General features: G+C 43.8%; 16 protein-coding genes and 1 pseudogene. 15 read left to right on the plus strand and 2 right to left on the minus strand.

The genetic code is table 11. The annotated features are described in order from the left end of the window. The first annotated feature begins 2 nt into the window (after positions 1-2). The 15 genes and pseudogenes from tusB to EL244_RS01995 all read left to right on the plus strand — a co-directional run bounded on the left by tusB (position 3) and on the right by EL244_RS01995 (position 18,834). Positions 3-290, plus strand: coding sequence for a sulfurtransferase complex subunit TusB (tusB, locus tag EL244_RS01925; protein WP_006813696.1), 288 nt, complete (start codon positions 3-5; stop codon positions 288-290). A gap of 136 nt (positions 291-426) precedes the next feature. Continuing rightward, positions 427-801 carry a 30S ribosomal protein S12 gene (rpsL, locus tag EL244_RS01930; RefSeq protein ID WP_004265905.1) on the plus strand — a complete coding sequence of 125 codons (375 nt, stop codon included), beginning with the start codon at positions 427-429 and terminating at the stop codon, positions 799-801. 97 nt (positions 802-898) lie between these two features. Continuing rightward, complete coding sequence (rpsG, locus tag EL244_RS01935) at positions 899-1,369, plus strand: 30S ribosomal protein S7 (protein WP_006813694.1); 471 nt, start codon at positions 899-901, stop codon at positions 1,367-1,369. An 86-nt stretch (positions 1,370-1,455) separates the two neighbouring features. Further along, entirely contained in the window at positions 1,456-3,582 is a 2,127-nt protein-coding gene (fusA, locus tag EL244_RS01940; RefSeq protein ID WP_006813693.1) for an elongation factor G, read from the plus strand. 76 nt (positions 3,583-3,658) lie between these two features. Beyond that, entirely contained in the window at positions 3,659-4,843 is a 1,185-nt protein-coding gene (gene tuf, locus EL244_RS01945) for an elongation factor Tu (RefSeq protein WP_112836004.1), read from the plus strand. 514 nt (positions 4,844-5,357) lie between these two features. Then, positions 5,358-5,744, plus strand: coding sequence for a preprotein translocase subunit SecE (gene secE, locus EL244_RS01950; RefSeq protein ID WP_006813689.1), 387 nt, complete (start codon positions 5,358-5,360; stop codon positions 5,742-5,744). Next, the gene (nusG, locus tag EL244_RS01955) at positions 5,745-6,290 is read left to right on the plus strand and encodes a transcription termination/antitermination protein NusG (protein WP_006813688.1); all 546 of its coding nucleotides are present in this window, start codon (positions 5,745-5,747) and stop codon (positions 6,288-6,290) included. A gap of 168 nt (positions 6,291-6,458) precedes the next feature. Beyond that, positions 6,459-6,887 (plus strand): 50S ribosomal protein L11, encoded by a 429-nt coding sequence (gene rplK / locus EL244_RS01960; protein WP_006813687.1) that lies wholly within the window; start codon positions 6,459-6,461, stop codon positions 6,885-6,887. A gap of 3 nt (positions 6,888-6,890) precedes the next feature. Beyond that, positions 6,891-7,592 (plus strand): 50S ribosomal protein L1, encoded by a 702-nt coding sequence (gene rplA, locus EL244_RS01965; protein ID WP_006813686.1) that lies wholly within the window; start codon positions 6,891-6,893, stop codon positions 7,590-7,592. Positions 7,593-7,928: 336 nt separating this feature from the next. Further along, a complete protein-coding gene (gene rplJ / locus EL244_RS01970; RefSeq protein WP_006813685.1) occupies positions 7,929-8,426 on the plus strand; it encodes a 50S ribosomal protein L10 in 498 nt (165 codons plus the stop codon). 60 nt (positions 8,427-8,486) lie between these two features. Next, positions 8,487-8,852, plus strand: coding sequence for a 50S ribosomal protein L7/L12 (gene rplL, locus EL244_RS01975; RefSeq protein WP_006813684.1), 366 nt, complete (start codon positions 8,487-8,489; stop codon positions 8,850-8,852). A 354-nt stretch (positions 8,853-9,206) separates the two neighbouring features. Continuing rightward, positions 9,207-13,235, plus strand: a complete 4,029-nt coding sequence (gene rpoB, locus EL244_RS01980) for a DNA-directed RNA polymerase subunit beta (protein WP_039854517.1) — start codon at positions 9,207-9,209, stop codon at positions 13,233-13,235. Between the two features lie 115 nt (positions 13,236-13,350). Beyond that, positions 13,351-17,574 (plus strand): DNA-directed RNA polymerase subunit beta', encoded by a 4,224-nt coding sequence (rpoC, locus tag EL244_RS01985; RefSeq protein ID WP_126458344.1) that lies wholly within the window; start codon positions 13,351-13,353, stop codon positions 17,572-17,574. 140 nt (positions 17,575-17,714) lie between these two features. Then, positions 17,715-18,131 (plus strand): annotated as a pseudogene (locus tag EL244_RS17975) (VWA domain-containing protein); the annotation flags it as partial. A gap of 235 nt (positions 18,132-18,366) precedes the next feature. Then, the gene (locus EL244_RS01995) at positions 18,367-18,834 is read left to right on the plus strand and encodes a hypothetical protein (protein WP_126458347.1); all 468 of its coding nucleotides are present in this window, start codon (positions 18,367-18,369) and stop codon (positions 18,832-18,834) included. A gap of 173 nt (positions 18,835-19,007) precedes the next feature. Here the strand turns inward: EL244_RS01995 and dcuC are convergent, their stop codons facing one another. Next, positions 19,008-20,381 carry a C4-dicarboxylate transporter DcuC gene (dcuC, locus tag EL244_RS02000; RefSeq protein ID WP_006813678.1) on the minus strand — a complete coding sequence of 458 codons (1,374 nt, stop codon included), beginning with the start codon at positions 20,379-20,381 and terminating at the stop codon, positions 19,008-19,010. Next, positions 20,378-21,631, minus strand: a complete 1,254-nt coding sequence (pepT, locus tag EL244_RS02005) for a peptidase T (RefSeq protein ID WP_115163897.1) — start codon at positions 21,629-21,631, stop codon at positions 20,378-20,380. Before pepT ends, dcuC begins: the two co-directional genes overlap by 4 nt. Between the last annotated feature and the right edge of the window lie 489 nt (positions 21,632-22,120).

The following is a 22,120-nucleotide window of genomic DNA, read 5'->3' on the forward strand; positions in this document are numbered from 1 at the left end:
CCATGCTATACACAATCGCTACCTCCCCGTTTAAATGTGATTTTCCCGCTATATTGCGGTTAATAACAAACAATGACGCTGTTCTACTGATGCAAGATGGGGTTGTCGCCGCCATTGCGCACTCAAAGTACCTCGCTGAATTACAAAACAGCGGTGCTCAAATTTACGCCTTAGATGTTGATATTAACGCCAGAGGATTGCAGAAAAAAATTTCTGACAACGTTTCTATCATCACATATCAAGGTTTTGTGACACTGACTGAGGCTCATAAGCAACATTTTGCCTTATAAAGTCACTAAAAGTTGTATATTTCTTGACACCTGAGCCAGTCGGCAATAAAATTTCGCGTCCTCGTGTATCGTCATGTTGGCGAATGAGGTCAAAATCCGTGTTTACGAAGCAAAAAAACCAGGAGCTTTTTTAATAATGGCAACTATTAATCAGCTGGTACGCAAATCTCGTAGCTCGAAAGTTGTTAAAAGCAACGTTCCAGCACTGGAAGCTTGCCCGCAAAAACGTGGCGTATGTACTCGTGTATATACTACCACTCCAAAGAAACCAAACTCAGCATTACGTAAAGTGTGCCGTGTTCGTTTAACTAACGGTTTCGAAGTTTCTTCCTACATCGGTGGTGAAGGCCACAACTTGCAGGAACACTCCGTAATCCTGATCCGTGGCGGTCGTGTTAAAGACTTGCCAGGTGTGCGTTATCACACCGTTCGCGGAGCACTGGACTGTTCTGGTGTTAAAGACCGTAAGCAAGCTCGTTCTAAATACGGCGCGAAGAAACCTAAGGCTTAATGGATTTCCGTTAAGTAAGGCCAAACATTTTCATCTTAATGTCAAAATACTCTCGTAGAGTTTTGGACAAACCTGAATTAACAACGGAGTAATATCCATGCCACGTCGTCGCGTAATTGGTCAACGTAAAATTCTTCCAGATCCTAAGTTCGGATCAGAATTACTGGCCAAGTTTGTGAATATCCTGATGGTAGACGGGAAAAAATCTACTGCTGAAGCAATCGTATATAACGCACTTGAGCTCCTTGCTCAGCGTTCTGGTAAAACTGAACTTGATGCATTCGAATTAGCACTGGATAACGTGCGTCCGACTGTCGAAGTTAAATCTCGCCGTGTTGGTGGTTCAACTTACCAAGTTCCAGTTGAAGTTCGCCCGGTTCGTCGTAATGCCCTGGCAATGCGTTGGATCGTTGATGCTGCTCGTAAACGCGGTGATAAATCTATGGCACTTCGCCTGGCAAACGAATTATCAGACGCTGCTGAGAACAAAGGTTCATCTGTTAAGAAACGTGAAGACGTTCACCGTATGGCAGAAGCTAACAAGGCGTTCGCACACTACCGTTGGTAATTTCTTACTGATATTAGTGATGTATCTCAGGGTAGCCTTTCGCTACCCTTTATATGATAAATTGAACGCCCACGAGAGAGGAAAAAATGGCCCGTCAAACGCCCATAGCACGCTATCGTAATATCGGTATCAGTGCACACATCGACGCCGGTAAAACCACAACTTCTGAACGTATTCTGTTCTATACTGGTGTAAACCATAAAATTGGTGAAACTCACGAAGGTTCTGCAACAATGGACTGGATGGAGCAGGAGCAAGAGCGTGGTATTACTATCACTTCCGCTGCGACTACGGCATTCTGGTCTGGTATGGCAAAACAGTTCGAGCCACACCGTATCAATATCATCGACACCCCGGGACACGTTGACTTCACAATCGAAGTAGAACGTTCTATGCGTGTTCTTGATGGTGCAGTAATGGTTTACTGTGCGGTTGGTGGTGTTCAGCCACAGTCTGAAACTGTATGGCGTCAGGCTAACAAATATAAAGTTCCACGTATCGCGTTCGTTAACAAAATGGACCGTATGGGTGCGAACTACTTACGCGTTGTTGAGCAATTAAAAACGCGTTTAGCAGCTAACCCAGTTCCACTTCAAATTCCAGTAGGCGCAGAAGAAGGCTTCACTGGTGTTGTTGACCTGATCAAAATGAAAGCGATCAAGTGGAGCGATGAAGACCAAGGTGTTACCTTCGAATACGAAGATATCCCTGCAGATCTTCAAGACTTAGCTGAAGAATGGCACAACTATTTAGTTGAATCCGCAGCAGAAGCATCAGAAGATCTGATGGAAAAATATCTGGGCGGTGAAGACCTGACTGAAGACGAGATTAAAGCTGCACTTCGTCAACGTGTTCTGGCAAGCGAAATTATCCTGGTTACTTGTGGTTCTGCGTTTAAGAACAAAGGTGTTCAGGCGATGCTGGATGCAGTTGTTGAGTACTTACCAGCACCTACAGACGTACCTGCAATCAACGGTATTCTGGATGATGGTAAAGATACTCCAGCTGAGCGTCATGCAAGTGATGATGAGCCGTTCTCCTCTTTAGCATTTAAAATTGCAACTGACCCGTTCGTTGGTAACCTGACATTCTTCCGTGTTTACTCCGGTGTTGTTAATTCAGGTGATACTGTACTGAACCCAGTTAAATCTAAGAAAGAACGTTTTGGTCGTATCGTTCAGATGCACGCTAACAAGCGTGAAGAGATTAAAGAAGTTCGCGCTGGTGACATCGCGGCTGCTATCGGTCTGAAAGACGTAACTACAGGTGATACTTTATGTGCTATCGATGCACCAATCATCCTGGAGCGTATGGAATTCCCAGAGCCAGTAATCTCTGTTGCAATTGAACCAAAAACTAAAGCTGACCAAGAAAAAATGGGTATCGCACTTGGCCGTTTGGCTCAAGAAGATCCATCATTCCGCGTATCAACCGATGAAGAGACTAATCAGACTATCATCGCTGGTATGGGTGAATTGCACTTGGACGTTCTGGTTGACCGTATGCGTCGTGAATTTAAAGTTGAAGCGAACGTTGGTAAACCTCAAGTTGCTTACCGTGAAGCAATCACGATGAAAGTGACTGACATTGAAGGTAAACACGCGAAACAGTCTGGTGGTCGTGGTCAGTACGGTCATGTCGTTATCGATATGTACCCACTGAACAAGGCAGACAAAGACGGCGTCAACATGGAATACGAATTTGTCAACGACATTAAAGGTGGTGTGATTCCTAGCGAATACATCCCTGCGGTTGATAAAGGTCTCCAAGAGCAGCTGAAATCTGGTCCATTAGCTGGTTACCCAGTTGTGAACATGGGTGTTCGTCTGCACTTCGGTTCTTACCATGATGTCGACTCCTCAGAATTGGCGTTTAAATTGGCAGCATCGCTGGCATTTAAAGACGGCTTCAAAAAAGCGAAACCAGTTCTGCTTGAGCCAATCATGAAAGTTGAGGTGGAAACACCTGAAGACTACATGGGTGATGTAATTGGTGACCTGAACCGTCGTCGTGGTATGATTGAAGGTATGGATGACTTACCTACTGGTAAAGTTGTTCGTGCACAAGTACCATTATCCGAAATGTTCGGTTATGCTACTGACCTGCGTTCTCAGACACAAGGTCGTGCTTCATACTCTATGGAGTTCCTGAAGTACAATGAAGCGCCAAACAACGTTGCACAAGCTGTAATCGAAGCTCGTAACGCTAAATAATCGATTTTTATCGATAACAACTTTAATTTAAGTTCCTTCTTTATAGTAAAGAGGGAACTCCATAAGGAATAGAGTCGTGTCTAAAGAAAAATTTGAACGTTCAAAACCGCACGTTAACGTTGGTACAATCGGCCACGTTGACCACGGTAAAACTACTCTGACAGCAGCTATCACTACTGTTCTGGCAAAAACTTACGGCGGTAACGCTCGTGCATTCGATCAAATCGATAACGCACCAGAAGAAAAAGCGCGTGGTATCACCATCTCTACTTCTCACGTAGAATATGATACTCCTACTCGCCACTACGCACACGTAGACTGCCCAGGACACGCCGATTATGTTAAAAACATGATCACTGGTGCTGCTCAGATGGACGGTGCAATCCTGGTTGTTGCTGCGACTGATGGCCCAATGCCACAAACTCGTGAGCACATCCTGTTAGGTCGCCAAGTAGGTGTTCCTTACATCATCGTTTTCCTGAACAAATGTGACATGGTTGACGACGAAGAACTGTTAGAATTAGTTGAAATGGAAGTTCGTGAACTTCTGTCTCAGTACGATTTCCCAGGCGACGACACTCCAGTTGTTCGCGGTTCAGCACTGAAAGCGCTGGAAGGTATCCCTGAGTGGGAAGCGAAAATTGTTGAATTAGCCGGTTACCTGGACAGCTACATCCCAGAACCAGAGCGCGCAATTGACCGTCCATTCCTGCTGCCAATCGAAGACGTATTCTCAATCTCTGGTCGTGGTACAGTAGTAACAGGCCGTGTTGAGCGTGGTATCGTTAAAGTTGGTGAAGAAGTTGAAATCGTTGGTATCCAAGACACAGTTAAAACAACGTGTACTGGCGTTGAAATGTTCCGTAAACTGCTTGACGAAGGTCGTGCTGGTGAGAACGTTGGTGTTTTACTGCGTGGTACTAAGCGTGAAGAAATTCAACGTGGTCAAGTACTGGCTAAACCAGGTTCAATCAAGCCACACACTACTTTTGAATCAGAAGTTTATATTCTGAGCAAAGATGAAGGTGGTCGTCATACTCCATTCTTCAAAGGCTACCGTCCACAGTTCTACTTCCGTACAACTGACGTAACCGGTACTATCGAACTGCCAGAAGGCGTAGAGATGGTAATGCCAGGCGACAACATCAACATGATCGTGACACTGATTCACCCAATCGCGATGGATGATGGTTTACGTTTCGCAATCCGTGAAGGTGGTCGTACTGTAGGTGCGGGTGTTGTTGCAAAAATCATTGCATAATACCGCTCTTTCTGAATAAGAAAGAACCACTAAAAAAAGGACGTCCTAGGGCGTCCTTTTTATACTCTGAATTTTTAGGGTATTTGCGTTATAAGCTTAAGAACCTATCTCATCAATCATTTTAATAATTATTGGTGAGATAGGCTCTGAAACAACGATTTGTTGATTGTATTGCAAGTGCAATACAGTTATATGAGATTTATTAAGGTTTTGCTCAGAAGATATGGTATATTTTACCGCTGCCACGAAAAGAAGTTTATTTTCATCATCAAGTGGTCAAAAAATTTACTGAGTATGCGCAATAACCTGTGAAACAGTTTTGCAAAATGATGCCTGATAATAGGCTCGTTACGTTTAATTCGCAGGTGATGTCATTGATATCCCTTCTGATTTCGCAGGCTCGGTTTGTAGTAAATTAAAGGATATGTTGGCATATTCTATTGGTGTGCTCTGATTGTTTTACATTTGTAAGGCAAACGGGCTTTATACATACTTCATGGTAACAGGTTGAATTATGAGTGCGAATAGCGAAGCTCAAGGAAGTGGACGCAGTGTAGACATCTTCAAATGGGTGATTGTCTGTGCCTTATTAATCGTTGCTATCGTGGGCAACTATTACTTCCGTCAATATAATCTCGCACTGCGTGCGTTTGCAGTTGTAGCTGTAGTTGCTATTGCAGGTGCCGTTGCTTTGTGGACCACTAAAGGTAAAGCAACTCTGGCATTTGCGCGCGAAGCTCGCATCGAGGTAAAAAAAGTCATTTGGCCTACTCGCCAGGAAGCATTACAAACGACTTTGATTGTTGCTGCAGTAACGGCTGTAATGTCATTAATCCTATGGGGATTAGATGGTATCCTAGTGCGTTTAGTTTCATTTATTACAAGCCTGAGGTTATTCTAAATGTCAGATACACCTAAAAAGCGCTGGTATGTCATTCAGGCATTCTCTGGTTTTGAAGGTCGCGTAGCACAGTCTCTGCGTGAACACATCAAATTACATGCGATGGAAGATTATTTTGGTGAAGTTATGGTTCCAACAGAAGAAGTTGTTGAGATCCGTAGCGGCCAGCGCCGTAAGAGCGAGCGTAAATTTTTCCCAGGTTATGTATTAGTGCAGATGGTCATGAATGACGAATCTTGGCACTTAGTACGTAGCGTTCCGCGTGTAATGGGTTTCATTGGTGGAACCTCAGATCGCCCAGCGCCAATTAGTGATAAAGAAGTTGATGCGATCATGAATCGCTTACAACAAGTTGGTGATAAACCACGTCCTAAAACACTGTTTGAGCCGGGTGAAATGGTTCGTGTTAGCGAAGGTCCATTTGCTGACTTTAATGGTGTTGTCGAAGAAATCGACTATGAAAAGAGCCGCTTAAAAGTCTCTGTTTCTATTTTTGGTCGTGCTACTCCAGTCGAATTGGATTTTGGTCAGGTCGAAAAAGCCTAATCGAAGCGACAAACCAGCTTGCAAAAGGCGTGAAATTTGACTACAATTTCGCGCCTTTTGTTTTTTATGCTTGGCAATATGACGTGAATATGTGATTTTGCGAGGCAATTAATATCACGGGGAGCCTTAAAAATTTAAGGCGCTATTACCCATTTAGAGGAAATATTCATGGCTAAGAAAGTACAAGCCTACGTTAAGCTGCAAGTCGCAGCTGGTATGGCAAACCCAAGTCCACCGGTTGGTCCAGCACTGGGTCAGCAAGGTGTGAACATCATGGAATTCTGTAAAGCGTTCAACGCAAAAACAGACAGCATGGAAAAAGGTTTACCAATTCCTGTTGTTATCACTGTTTATGCAGACCGTTCATTCACTTTCGTAACTAAAACTCCACCTGCAGCAGTTCTGCTGAAAAAAGCAGCTGGCGTTAAGTCTGGTTCAGGCAAGCCTAACAAAGACAAAGTAGGTAAAGTGACTACTGCTCAGGTTCGCGAAATCGCAGAAACTAAAGCTGCGGATATGACTGGTGCCGATGTTGACGCGATGATGCGTTCAATCGCTGGTACTGCTCGTTCCATGGGCCTGGTAGTGGAGGACTAAGAAATGGCTAAACTAACTAAGCGCATGCGCACTATTCGTGAAAAAGTTGATGCAACTAAACAGTATGACATCAATGAAGCCATCTCTCTGCTGAAAGAATTAGCAACTGCTAAATTCGTTGAAAGCGTTGACGTAGCTATCAATCTTGGTATTGATGCTCGTAAATCTGATCAGAACGTACGTGGTGCAACTGTACTGCCACACGGTACTGGCCGTTCAGTTCGCGTTGCTGTATTTGCTCAGGGCGCAAACGCTGAAGCTGCTAAAGCTGCAGGTGCTGAACTGGTAGGTATGGAAGATCTGGCTGATAAAATCAAAGCTGGCCAAATGGACTTTGACGTTGTTATTGCTTCTCCAGATGCGATGCGCGTTGTTGGTCAATTAGGTCAAGTTCTTGGTCCACGTGGCCTGATGCCAAACCCTAAAGTTGGTACTGTAACTCCTAACGTTGCTGAAGCAGTTAATAATGCTAAAGCTGGTCAGGTTCGTTACCGTAATGACAAAAACGGAATCATCCATACCACTATCGGTAAGGCTGATTTCGATGCTGACAAACTGAAAGAAAACCTTGAGTCTCTGCTGATCGCGCTGAAAAAAGCAAAACCAGCTTCTGCTAAAGGTATTTTCATCAAGAAAATCAGCCTGTCCACCACTATGGGCGCAGGTGTTGCTATCGACCAATCTGGTCTGTCAGCAGCAGTTTAATTCCATTAGCTTTGGCTAATTGGTAATTAGACTTTACCTTTGCGTTGAATTTGTATAAAATTTGACGCCTCGAGTTTGTTGAGTGTAGAAATACGCTCAACAAACCACAAATTTCGGTATGGAGTCTGGCCTTTCCAGACCCCGTCCAAGACCGCAGGTGTAGTTTATTAGTTATTAGTAGCTACTTAATTTACCTGCGTAGACGGTGACAGAGATACCTAGAATTTCATTCTGGATTTCTATTCTGCTCACCGTGTTTTAGCGCTCTTACATAATGTTGTGTTCGAGTGAAGTGAGTCCCGGGATTTTCCCGGTTAATCCAGGAGCAAGAAGCTAATGGCACTAAATCTTCAAGACAAACAAGCGATTGTTGCTGAAGTCAGCGAAGTAGCCAAAGGCGCGCTTTCTGCAGTTGTTGCTGATTCACGCGGCGTAACTGTAGCAAAAATGACTGAACTGCGTAAAGCAGGTCGCGAAGCTGGCGTTTACATTCGTGTTGTTCGCAACACTTTGATTCGTCGTGCTGTTGAAGGTACTTCTTATGAAGTCCTGAAAGACGCGTTTGTTGGTCCAACCTTAATTGCTTTCTCTAACGAACATCCGGGCGCTGGCGCTCGTCTGTTCAAAGAGTTCGCGAAAGCGAATCCAGCATTTGAGATTAAAGCTGCGGCCTTTGAAGGTGAGTTAATCCAGGCTAAAGATATCGATCGTCTGGCAACTCTCCCAACTTACGAAGAAGCAATCGCACGCCTGATGGCAACCATGAAAGAAGCCGCTGCCGGCAAATTGGTTCGTACTCTGGCTGCACTGCGCGATCAGAAAGAAGCTGCATAAGCCCTTTCCTTCGTTGCTTTTTAACGTATAAACTATTTCTGAATTTTAGGAACACTTGTTATGTCTATCACTAAAGACCAAATCCTTGATGCAGTTGCAGAAATGTCTGTAATGGACGTTGTTGAACTGATTACTATGATGGAAGAAAAATTCGGCGTTTCTGCTGCTGCAGCTGTTGCTGTTGCTGCGGGCCCAGCTGAAGTTGCTGAAGAAAAAACTGAGTTCGACGTTGTTCTTTCTGCTGTTGGCGCAAACAAAGTTGCTGTCATCAAAGCAGTACGCGGCGCAACTGGTCTTGGCTTGAAAGAAGCTAAAGACATGGTAGAGTCAGCTCCAGCAACTATTAAAGAAGCTGCAAGCAAAGACGAAGCAGAAGCACTGAAGAAAGTTCTTGAAGAAGCAGGCGCTACTGCTGAACTTAAATAAGTTCAAATTCAAGTTCGCAGCCTAACTTATTAGGCTGACGGCTGGTGATTATTTAATCACCAGCCTTTTTGCGCTGTAAAGCGTGATGGGTGTTAACAGCTTTTCACGCAGTTTTAATGTTAACAACAACCCTCCAATACTTCTTTCTATTGACGACTTAATATACTGTGTTCATAGCTACGACCCGCTCGGGTAGCTCGGTAGTGATAACAACACAATGAAATGATTTAAGAGTGATAGCTTCAAGTATTAAGGAAAATATTCATTTTCCATTTCTTCAAAAACGCGTTCCTGTTCTGTCCTTAATCACAGGGCGAACGACTTGGGTCAATGATCAACGAGCTGAGGAAACCAATGGTTTACTCCTATACCGAGAAAAAACGTATTCGTAAGGATTTTGGTAAACGTCCACAAGTTCTGGATATACCTTATCTCCTTTCTATCCAACTTGACTCGTTCCAGAAGTTTATCGAGCAAGATCCTAACGGCCAGAATGGTTTGGAAGCAGCTTTCCGTTCTGTATTCCCAATTCAGAGTTACAGCGGTAATGCTGAACTGCAATATGTCAGCTATCGTTTAGGCGAGCCAGTCTTTGATGTTAAAGAATGCCAGATCCGTGGTGTAACTTACTCCGCGCCACTGCGTGTAAAACTGCGCCTGATCGTTTATGAGCGAGAAGCTCCTGAAGGCACCGTTAAAGACATCAAAGAACAAGAAGTCTACATGGGTGAAATTCCACTCATGACTGAAAACGGAACTTTCGTTATCAACGGTACAGAGCGTGTTATCGTTTCTCAGTTACACCGTAGCCCTGGTGTATTCTTCGACAGCGATAAAGGTAAAACACACTCTTCAGGTAAAGTGCTGTATAACGCACGTATTATTCCTTACCGTGGTTCATGGCTAGATTTCGAATTCGACCCGAAAGATAACCTGTTTGTACGTATTGACCGTCGCCGTAAATTACCTGCGACCATTATTCTGCGTGCAATGGATTACAACACCGAAGAAATCTTAAACCTGTTCTTCGATAAAACTGTATTCCAAATCCGTGATAACAAACTGATGATGACTCTGGTTCCAGAGCGTCTGCGTGGTGAAACTGCTTCTTTTGATATCGAAGCTAACGGCAAAGTCTATGTTGAAAAAGGCCGTCGTATCACTGCACGTCATATTCGTCAGTTAGAAAAAGAAGAAGTTAATAGCATCGAAGTTCCTGTTGAATATATCGCAGGCAAAGTCGTTGCAAGAGATTATATCGATGAAAGCACTGGTGAGCTGATTTGTGCAGCAAACATGGAACTTTCATTAGATATGTTGGCACGTCTGAGCCAGTCTGGTCATAAAACAATTGAAACATTGTTTACTAATGACTTAGACCACGGTGCTTACATCTCTGAAACTGTTCGTGTCGACCCAACTAACGATCGTTTAAGCGCATTGGTAGAAATCTACCGTATGATGCGTCCTGGTGAGCCACCAACACGCGAAGCCGCAGAAAACCTATTCGAAAACTTATTCTTCTCTGAAGATCGTTACGATTTATCTGCTGTAGGTCGCATGAAATTCAACCGTTCACTAAACCGTGAAGAGATTGAAGGTTCAGGCATCCTGAGCAAAGAAGATATCATTGAGGTAATGAAAAAACTCATTGAGATCCGTAACGGTAGAGGTGAAGTGGATGATATCGACCACTTAGGTAACCGTCGTATTCGTTCCGTTGGTGAAATGGCTGAGAACCAATTCCGTGTAGGTCTGGTTCGTGTTGAGCGTGCAGTGAAAGAGCGTCTTTCTCTGGGCGACCTTGATGCATTAATGCCACAGGATATGATCAACGCTAAGCCAATTTCAGCCGCAGTTAAAGAGTTCTTTGGTTCCAGCCAGCTGTCTCAATTTATGGACCAGAACAACCCACTGTCTGAAATCACGCACAAACGTCGTATCTCTGCGTTAGGCCCAGGTGGTCTGACTCGTGAACGTGCGGGCTTCGAAGTACGTGACGTTCACCCAACTCACTACGGTCGTGTATGTCCAATCGAAACGCCGGAAGGTCCAAACATCGGTTTGATCAACTCATTATCTGTTTATGCACAGACCAATGAGTATGGTTTCTTAGAAACCCCTTACCGTTTAGTTCGTGATGGCATCGTAACGGATGAAATCCATTACCTGTCTGCAATTGAAGAAGGTAACTTCATCATTGCTCAGGCAAACACCGTATTAAGTGACGATGGTCGTTTCATTGAAGAACTGATTACTTGTCGTAACAAAGGTGAATCAAGCTTATTCAGCCGTGAACAAGTTGAATATATGGACGTTTCGACTCAACAGGTTGTTTCTGTTGGTGCGTCTCTGATCCCATTCCTTGAACACGATGATGCTAACCGTGCATTGATGGGTGCGAACATGCAACGTCAAGCGGTTCCTACTTTACGTGCTGACAAACCATTAGTCGGTACTGGTATGGAACGTGCAGTAGCGGTTGACTCCGGTGTTACAGCGGTAGCAAGACGTGGTGGTACAGTCCAATACGTTGATGCTTCTCGTATCGTTATCAAAGTTAACGAAGATGAGATGTATCCGGGCGAAGCTGGAATCGATATCTATAACCTGACTAAGTACACTCGTTCTAACCAGAACACCTGTATTAACCAGATGCCTTGCGTATCTTTAGGTGAACCAGTTGAACGTGGTGACGTGTTAGCTGATGGTCCTTCAACAGACCTCGGTGAATTGGCTCTTGGTCAAAACATGCGCGTGGCATTCATGCCATGGAATGGTTATAACTTCGAAGACTCCATCTTAGTTTCTGAGCGTGTTGTTCAAGAAGACCGTTTCACAACTATTCACATTCAGGAACTCTCTTGTGTGTCTCGTGACACCAAATTAGGGCCTGAAGAAATCACAGCGGATATTCCAAACGTTGGTGAAGCAGCACTGTCTAAGCTTGATGAATCCGGTATCGTTTATATCGGTGCAGAAGTGAAAGGCGGCGATATTCTGGTTGGTAAAGTAACCCCTAAAGGTGAAACCCAATTAACGCCAGAAGAGAAACTGCTGCGTGCTATCTTCGGTGAAAAAGCGTCAGACGTTAAAGACTCTTCTTTACGTATTCCTAACGGTGTTTCCGGTACAGTTATCGATGTACAGGTATTTACCCGTGACGGCGTAGAGAAAGACAAACGTGCTTTAGAAATCGAAGAAACTCAGTTACGTGATGCGAAAAAAGACTTAACAGAAGAACTGCGTATTTTTGAATCTGCATTGTTCTCTCGTATCCGTTCTGTGTTAATCAGCGGTGGTATTGAAGCTGAGAAACTGGACAAACTGCCTCGTGACCGTTGGTTAGAATTATCATTAGCGGACGAAGAGAAACAGAACCAGTTAGAACAATTAGCTGAACAGTATGACGAACTGAAATCTGACTTCGAGAAAAAACTGGACGCGAAACGTCGTAAAATCACCCAAGGTGATGATCTGGCGCCAGGCGTACTGAAAATTGTTAAGGTTTATCTGGCTGTTAAACGTCAGATCCAACCGGGTGATAAAATGGCGGGTCGCCATGGTAACAAAGGTGTTATCTCAAAAATCAACCCAGTTGAAGACATGCCTTACGATGAAAACGGTAACCCAGTTGATATCGTTCTGAACCCGCTGGGCGTACCATCACGTATGAACATCGGTCAGATTCTGGAAACCCACTTAGGTATGGCTGCTAAAGGTATTGGTGAAAAAATCAATGCTATGCTTAAACAGCAGCAAGAAGTTGCCAAACTGCGTGAGTTCATCCAGAAAGCTTATGATTTAGGTGATGATCCACGTCAGAAAGTTGACTTAAGTACTTTCTCTGATGAAGAAGTTATGCGTTTGGCTGAGAACCTGAAAAAAGGTATGCCAATTGCAACACCAGTATTTGATGGTGCAAAAGAGAAAGAAATTAAAGAACTGCTGAAACTGGCTGGTTTACCAACCTCAGGTCAGATTACATTGTTCGACGGTCGTACTGGTGAGAAGTTTGAGCGTCAGGTTACGGTTGGCTACATGTATATGCTGAAACTGAACCACTTGGTTGACGATAAGATGCACGCCCGTTCAACTGGTTCTTACAGCTTGGTTACTCAGCAGCCGCTGGGTGGTAAAGCGCAGTTCGGTGGTCAGCGTTTCGGGGAGATGGAAGTGTGGGCACTGGAAGCATACGGTGCAGCTTATACTCTTCAAGAAATGCTTACTGTTAAATCGGATGACGTTAACGGCCGTACGAAGATGTATAAAAACATCGTCGATGGCAGCCATCAGATGGAACCTGGCATGCCGGAATCTTTCAACGTATTACTGAAAGAAATCCGTTCACTGGGTATCAACATCGAACTGGAAGACGAGTAATTCGTTTTGCGCCGGAAGGTCTGATTTTCAGTCTTCCGGCCGATGTAAGTACTGGGATTTGGCGAGAGTGGCTTGACCTCTCGCCCAATAGGTCTAACTCCGACAGGAGCATTTTGTGAAAGACTTAATAAAGTTTCTGAAAGCGCAAACCAAGACCGAAGAGTTTGATGCGATCAAAATTGCTCTGGCATCACCTGACATGATCCGTTCATGGTCATTCGGTGAAGTTAAAAAGCCAGAAACCATAAACTACCGTACGTTCAAACCTGAGCGTGATGGTCTTTTCTGTGCGCGTATTTTCGGGCCAGTAAAAGATTACGAATGTTTATGCGGTAAGTACAAACGTTTAAAACACCGTGGTGTGATTTGTGAGAAGTGTGGCGTTGAAGTTACACAAACTAAAGTCCGTCGTGAGCGTATGGGTCATATTGAACTCGCATCTCCGACTGCACATATTTGGTTCTTAAAATCACTGCCATCCCGTATCGGTTTGCTGCTTGATATGCCACTGCGTGATATCGAACGCGTTCTGTATTTTGAATCATATGTTGTTGTTGAAGGCGGTATGACCAGCCTTGAACGCGCACAGATTCTGACAGAAGAGCAATATTTAGATGCGCTGGAAGAGTTCGGTGACGAATTTGACGCGAAAATGGGTGCGGAAGCAATCCAAGGTCTGCTGAAAAACCTCGATCTTGAGAACGAGTGTGAAACGCTACGTGAAGAGTTAAACGAAACTAACTCTGAAACTAAACGTAAAAAGCTGACTAAGCGTATCAAACTGTTAGAAGCGTTCATTCAATCTGGTAACAAACCAGAGTGGATGATCTTAAACGTTCTGCCAGTTTTACCACCAGATTTACGTCCATTAGTTCCATTGGATGGCGGTCGTTTCGCGACTTCAGATCTGAACGATCTGTATCGCCGCGTAATCAACCGTAATAACCGTCTGAAACGTCTTCTGGATCTGGCTGCGCCAGACATCATCGTACGTAACGAAAAACGTATGCTGCAAGAAGCGGTTGATGCATTGTTAGATAACGGTCGTCGTGGTCGCGCAATCACTGGTTCTAACAAACGTCCTCTGAAATCTTTGGCCGATATGATCAAAGGTAAACAAGGTCGTTTCCGTCAGAACTTACTTGGTAAGCGTGTTGACTATTCTGGTCGTTCTGTAATCACCGTAGGTCCATACCTGCGTCTGCATCAGTGCGGTCTGCCTAAGAAAATGGCTCTTGAATTATTCAAACCATTTATCTACGGCAAATTAGAATTACGTGGTCTGGCAACAACCATCAAAGCTGCGAAGAAAATGGTTGAGCGTGAAGAAGCGGTTGTTTGGGATATCTTGGATGAAGTTATCCGCGAACACCCAGTTATGCTGAACCGTGCACCAACACTTCACCGTCTGGGTATCCAAGCTTTCGAACCAATTCTGATCGAAGGTAAAGCTATCCAATTGCACCCATTAGTTTGTGCGGCATATAACGCCGACTTCGATGGTGACCAAATGGCGGTACACGTTCCTCTGACTCTGGAAGCTCAGTTAGAAGCACGTGCGTTGATGATGTCAACAAACAACATTCTGTCACCTGCAAGTGGTGAGCCTATCATCGTTCCTTCTCAGGACGTTGTATTGGGTATCTACTACATGACTCGTGACTGCGTAAACGCGAAGGGCGAGGGCATGGTATTAGCCGGTCCTAAAGAAGCTGAGCGCGTTTACCGTTCAGGTCATGCTTCACTGCATGCCCGCGTTAAAGTTCGTATCACTGAAGAAGTTAAAGACAGTGAAGGTAACATTACGATTAACACTGGTTTAGTTGATACCACTGTTGGTCGTGCAATTTTATGGATGATCGTACCGAAAGGTCTGCCGTACTCTCTGGTTAACCAGGCGTTAGGTAAGAAAGCAATCTCTAAAATGCTGAATACTTGTTACCGCGTACTGGGTCTGAAGCCGACTGTTATTTTTGCTGACCAAATCATGTATACCGGTTTTGCCTATGCGGCACGTTCTGGTGCATCGGTTGGTATCGACGATATGGTTATTCCAGAGAAAAAAGCTGGGATCATCGCTGAAGCCGAAGCAGAAGTTGCAGAAATTCAGGAACAGTTCCAGTCTGGTCTGGTTACAGCAGGCGAACGTTACAACAAAGTTATCGATATCTGGGCAGCGGCAAACGAACGTGTTGCTAAAGCGATGATGGAAAACTTATCTACTGAAGCTGTCATCAACCGTGATGGTGAAGAAGAACAACAAGTTTCATTCAACAGTATCTTTATGATGGCCGACTCCGGTGCTCGTGGTTCTGCTGCGCAGATTCGTCAGCTAGCTGGTATGCGTGGTCTGATGGCTAAGCCAGATGGCTCAATCATCGAAACACCAATCACGGCAAACTTCCGTGAAGGTCTGAACGTTCTCCAGTACTTTATTTCTACCCACGGTGCTCGTAAAGGTCTTGCGGATACCGCATTGAAAACTGCGAACTCCGGTTATCTGACTCGTCGTTTAGTTGACGTTGCTCAGGACTTGGTCGTCACTGAAGATGACTGTGGTACTCACGAAGGTATCCTGATGACTCCGGTTATCGAGGGTGGCGACGTTAAAGAACCACTGCGTGAACGTGTACTTGGACGTGTAACTGCAGAAGATATCCTGATCCCAGGTACTGCAGATATTCTGGTTCCACGTAATACACTGTTACACGAAAAACTGTGTGACCTGTTAGAAGCTAACTCTGTTGACAGCGTGAAAGTACGTTCCGTTGTAAGTTGTGAAACTGACTTCGGTGTGTGTGCTCACTGTTATGGTCGTGACCTTGCTCGTGGTCATATCATCAACAAAGGTGAAGCTATTGGTGTTATCGCGGCACAATCAATCGGTGAGCCGGGTACACAGCTGACGATGCGTACGTTCCACATCGGTGGTGCGGCATCTCGTGCGGCAGCAGAATCTAGCATCCAAGTTCGTAACTCTGGTACCCTGAAACTGTTTAATGCGAAATACGTCACTAACACAGAAGGCAAACTGGTTATTACTTCTCGTAATACAGAACTGCGTCTGATTGACGAATTCGGTCGTACTAAAGAGAGCTATAAAGTTCCTTACGGTGCGCATCTGACGAAAGGCGATGGAGCTTCAGTAACTGGCGGTGAAACCGTTGCAAACTGGGATCCACATACAATGCCAGTTGTCAGTGAAGTATCAGGTATCATCAGCTTCTCTGACATGCTTGAAGGTCTGTCAATGACTCGTCAAACTGATGAGTTAACCGGTCTATCTTCAATCGTTGTTATGGATACCGCTGAGCGTACCAGTGCTGGTAAAGACTTACGTCCTGCACTGCGTGTAATCGATGCAAATGGTAAAGATGTTCTGATTCCTAACACAGACATGCCTGCTCAGTATTTCTTACCGGGTAACGCAATTGTTCAGTTAGATGACGGTGTCTCTATCAATGCCGGTGATACTTTAGCCCGTATTCCACAAGAATCTGTGGGTACTAAAGATATCACGGGTGGTTTACCACGCGTTGCTGACTTGTTCGAAGCACGTCGTCCGAAAGAACCTGCAATTCTGGCAGAAATCAGTGGCATTATCTCGTTTGGTAAAGAGACCAAAGGTAAACGTCGTCTGGTTATCACGCCATTAGATGGTTCTGAGCCGTACGAAGAGATGATCCCTAAATGGCGTCAGCTGAACGTGTTTGAAGGTGAAATTGTTGAACGTGGTGACGTAGTATCTGATGGTCCAGAGTCTCCACATGACATCCTGCGTCTGCGTGGTGTTCATGCTGTGACTCGTTACATCACCAACGAAGTTCAGGAAGTTTACCGCTTACAAGGCGTTAAGATTAACGATAAACACATTGAAGTTATCGTTCGTCAGATGCTGCGTAAAGTTACCATCGAAGATTCAGGAAGCTCTGAATTCCTCGAAGGTGAGCAGGTTGAGTACTCTCGCGTTAAAGTTGCGAACCGTAAACTGGAAAATGAAGGTAAAATTCCAGCTAACTTTGGTCGTGATCTGTTGGGTATTACTAAGGCATCTCTGGCAACAGAATCCTTTATCTCGGCAGCATCGTTCCAAGAAACGACTCGCGTACTGACAGAAGCTGCGGTAGCAGGTAAACGTGATGAACTGCGCGGTCTGAAAGAGAACGTTATTGTTGGACGTCTGATCCCAGCGGGTACTGGTTTTGCGTATCACCAAGATCGTATTCGTCGTCGTCATCTGAGCGATGTTGTGGATGCTCCACAAGTTAGCGCAGACGAAGCAACAGCGAACTTAGCAGAACTGTTAAATGCAGGCTTCTCTAGCGATAGTCAGAACTAATCACTGATTTAGCAAAGTAGCTTGATAGAAACCGGTGTCGAAAGGCACCGGTTTTTTTTGTTTTATCCATAAATTTTTGAGCTGTTATTACAACGAATTTATTTTCTAATGACTACGGTGAGCATCTCCACGATTTATCAAATAATGAAGCGATTACCATTGCTCAAAATGCCCACGTTAAAGTGTATACTTATCAGGGAACTCCTGATGATTCCACTACAAACCTTGACCGTTTTCCTAGCCTTACCGATAGGGACAGTATAACCAAAGAGTATGCTCGATTAGCTGAAAAAACGGGAGGTCATGCCTATATTTACACCACAGGAATTGCTAATTTTTCTCTAGTATTACAAGAAATTCTCTGTGATAGTCTACTCCCACCAAGCAAACCTCTGAGGGAAGCTTCGGATTGTGCAAATGTGTGTGAACAGCTCCCAGCGATCCTTACCACAGTAAACTCACTGGCTAATATTATAAATAAAGCTATTGATGCCTGCTGTGGTGAAAATGACGTTCAGAGTGGGCATCATCATTCAGATTGCCGGTGTAAGCACTAACCCCTGAAGGTCTAAAATTGCAGGCTTAATAACCGAACGGATGTTATGGAGTTTAAAAGTAAAATATTGCGATAAACTACGTCATTTTTTATCTATTTGGTTTTGTCGAAAGTTATTGTTGCTAAGGGGGCTTCAAATTTATTTCCTTTACTAGTCTCTATTATAAAAAGCGAATACAGAGGGAAAGATAATGTTGAACTTGATGAATTAATTGAAAGTTATTGAGGATAATATATTGGCGCCAATTACCGAAGAAAAACAGGATGAACAGGCTTTATTAGTCAGTAGTTCACAACTCAATGATAATACATCCATTATGTTCTATCGAATTGAGAAGGAAAAGCCTGAATATGAAATCGAAATATATAGCGATGCTTATCGTTCTAAAACGGAAGATGTGATATGGCTAGATTACGATGCTGAATATCATTGTGGAGATATTCATTCCACTGCTTTTCTTCAAATAGATACCGCACAGGAAGAAGTACTACTATGTGACTGTTACTACAGCGGTGACAGTATTATCTTTCATGCCCAACTCTCGAATAAACAGCTAAGTTCTATCAAAGCTGCCGATAAATTACAATTGAAGCTATCAACCCCAGGCGTGGTTATCAATAATGGGCATGAAATTCTATTGCTAACCGAGAGTATGTTAAGTGAGTGGCAGCAGATTATTATCTTGGGTAATGACGTTGATTAGAGTGTGTTTCAGAACGAAAATAATTCATTTTCGTGCATGATTTCTGTCGATCTTTCTGTACTCGAAAAACGTAATAATGGGATTTATTAAAGAAATAAGGCCCTCAACGATATTCATTGGGGCCTTATTTGCAACGAGCTTTAAGCTACATTAATTACACACTATCGCTAGATTTAGTAAAAAATCCCGATGATAGCGCAGTGAGCGACAAACCCGACCATTAATGGTACAGCGGTTCGTTTCACCACATCGAACGGCTGAAGCTTAGCCCCACTGGATACTGCAATAATCACCCCAGAAACTGGTGACATACCACGACCCATATGAGAAGCCTGCTGCATTGGCAGGATCATTGCGATTGGGTTAACGCCCATACTGTGAGCGATTTGTGGAATTAATTCCACAAAGGCTAAGAATGGCGCATTACCTGAACCCATAATAATTGCTGCGGCTAATGTGACTAATGCGAACACAATCGCCATCGCAAATGGTGGTAAACCAACGGATTCAGCACCGAGAATGAGTTGGTCAATGGCACCACTGACTTTGATACCGTGAGCAAATACGCCTGCGGCAACCAGAAGCCCGACCACATTACTGAACGCGTGCCCCATTCCATTTAAAAATGTTTGGAACCCATTGCAGACCTGTTTGAAATTACGCACTCGGACGGTTTCAAGCACCATACAGATCGCCATCGCAATCAGTACAATGGTCACAACATCGAGATGAATACCTTCAAAAAACAGGTTAGAAGAGCCTACCGCCATAATGATGGGAAGCATCGGTAAAATCGCATAATAACCCGGTACGGATTTAGCGACTTTTTCCTTATCATGAGATTGAACGGCTTTACCAATTTCCGGCACAAAACCTTGTTTGCGATCGCAATGACGTTGCCAGAAAATATGGGTAATACCCACAACCAACACAGTGGCTAGAGCAGCAGGACCTTGGTAGTAAAGCACATATTCAACTACCGACATGTCGACGGCTTTCGCACCACGGATAGCATCAATCGCCGTTGGCGTATAGGCCACACCAAGGGATGTCGCGATGACCCCAGCTGCTGAAGCGGGTGACAGACCTAAACCGATCATGATTGGGAACATGGTTCCCATTAACAAGACGGCTAACCCTGTTGCGGAAGGGATCGCTAATTGCAAAATACTGGCAAGCAAGAAAGAGAAAAATAGCAGCACATAAGGTGAGCGCATATTTTTCAGCGGCTTAGTGGCAACACGAACAACGGCTTCGTTCGCACCAATATGATCCATATAGTGTGCAAACCCCATCAGCGCCATAATCATCAGACCAAGGTCTGCGGCACGGCTACTAAATAGGTCTCGCATCACTTCGAATGGGTCAAGCCAAGTGATACCAGTGGTTGCTACGCTTTTCGGTAGAATTGGACCCCAGCCAAGAGCGAGGGTACAGATCATCAAGACTAAACCTGCAATTAATAAGACAGGTTCAGCCTTGTAGCCTTTCAAAATAAACCGAGCAACCAAAACAACGACAATCAGAACCGTTAGAATTGGGATCATGCATTAGCTCCTGGCTTGAAACGCTCAGCAGTGATTTGCACTACTTGCTTCAGAACATCACTTGCGGCGTACAATGATTTCACTGGCAGGTATTCATAGATGGAGTGGAAGTTATGTGCTCCGGTGAAAATATTTGGACAAGGCAGCCCATTTTGCGATAACGCCGCGCCATCATAGCCTCCACGCATTGGGATTACTTTTGGTGTAATTCCACAAGCTTGGTAAGCTGCGTGAGCAATATCAATTGGATAGCGGTTTTCACCTTGCAGGCTGTTGTAAACGTTAGAGTAGCGATCAGCCAGTGTACAAGTGACACTTTCTGGTCCCCATAGATCTTCACAGTGACCCGCTAATTTTTTCAAGAATGCCATACGGGAGCGGTAGCCTTCTTCGGTAAAGTCACGAACATCCATTTTCAGAACGGTACGTGCGCTGTTACCTGACATCTGTTTAACCCAGTAATAACCTTCACGATTTTCGGTATACTCTGGCGCTTCACCGCCGGGTAACATGGCGATAAACTTCTGTGCCATCAGCAGGGAGTTAACTAATTTGCCTTTTGCAGACATCGGGTGAGCAGATTTTCCGGTAAAGACGATTTCCACATCGCCGGCATTCCAGTTTTCATACACTAACTCGCCAATACCGCAGCAATCTAATGTGTAGGCAAAATCAGCGCCAAATTCTTGGACATCAAACACTTTTGCTCCACGCAGGCCTTGTTCTTCGTCAGGAACGAAACCGACTTTGATGGTACCGTGTTTGATTTCTGGATTTTGTTTGAAGTATTGCAGCATATCCATAATTGATGCGATAGCCGCTTTATCATCGGCACCGAGTAGGCTGGTGCCATCGGTCACTATGATGTCATCACCGAGATAGTTTTCGAGTTCAGGGAACTCACTTTTACGCAGATAAATATTGAGTTCTTTATTCATACAAATATCTTCGCCAGTATAAGGCAATATTTGTGCTTTGGTATCGTTAGTCTGCTCTGCACTGGTATCTAAGTGCCCAAAGAAAGCCACGGTAGGAACATCGTAGTCAAGGTTGGACGGTAAGGTTGCCGTCACAATCGCCGTGTCACGTAGCTTAATATCTTGTAGACCTAAGCCTTCAAGCTCTTGAACCAGCTGTTTAGCTAATACGCGCTGACCTTCAGATGATGGCATGATACCCGCAGCGCCTTTTTCCCTATTGGTGGTGGTGTTAATTTTTGTATAAGAAATAAAACGGTCAACAATATTCATTCTTTTCATTCTCCAACATCATCATGATGTATTTTTTATACGAGCAATGTTGCTAAGATCATTTTTTTATTTCATAGCAATATTCTTTTACCATGAATAAGAGAAAAATAAATATCTGACCAGTTAATTTTTTGATTAAAGACACAGAGTAATTAAAAAACTCAATTAAAAGTGGCTTTAATAATAGATTTCACTTGAATGTACGACTTAAAGATTAGTATTAAAATAATTTAATCAATTGATTTATCGTTAGTATTTTTGTATTTGATTCTATTAACCTATTTAGTATCAGATATTAACCTTCCTTAACGTAAATTACACTTTAATACGTTGGATAAGCGTAAATATTGAGATACTATTATATTAAAAAAATTAATTTAACTTTAAAAAATTATTAAAATAAATTTTAATTTTTATTAAATCTTTAGTTATAACTGGTTTATTTTAAAATGGATTGGTTTTTTGTGATCAAATTAATATTATTTTCAT

Source organism: Providencia rustigianii (assembly GCF_900637755.1).
GTDB lineage: Bacteria > Pseudomonadota > Gammaproteobacteria > Enterobacterales > Enterobacteriaceae > Providencia > Providencia rustigianii.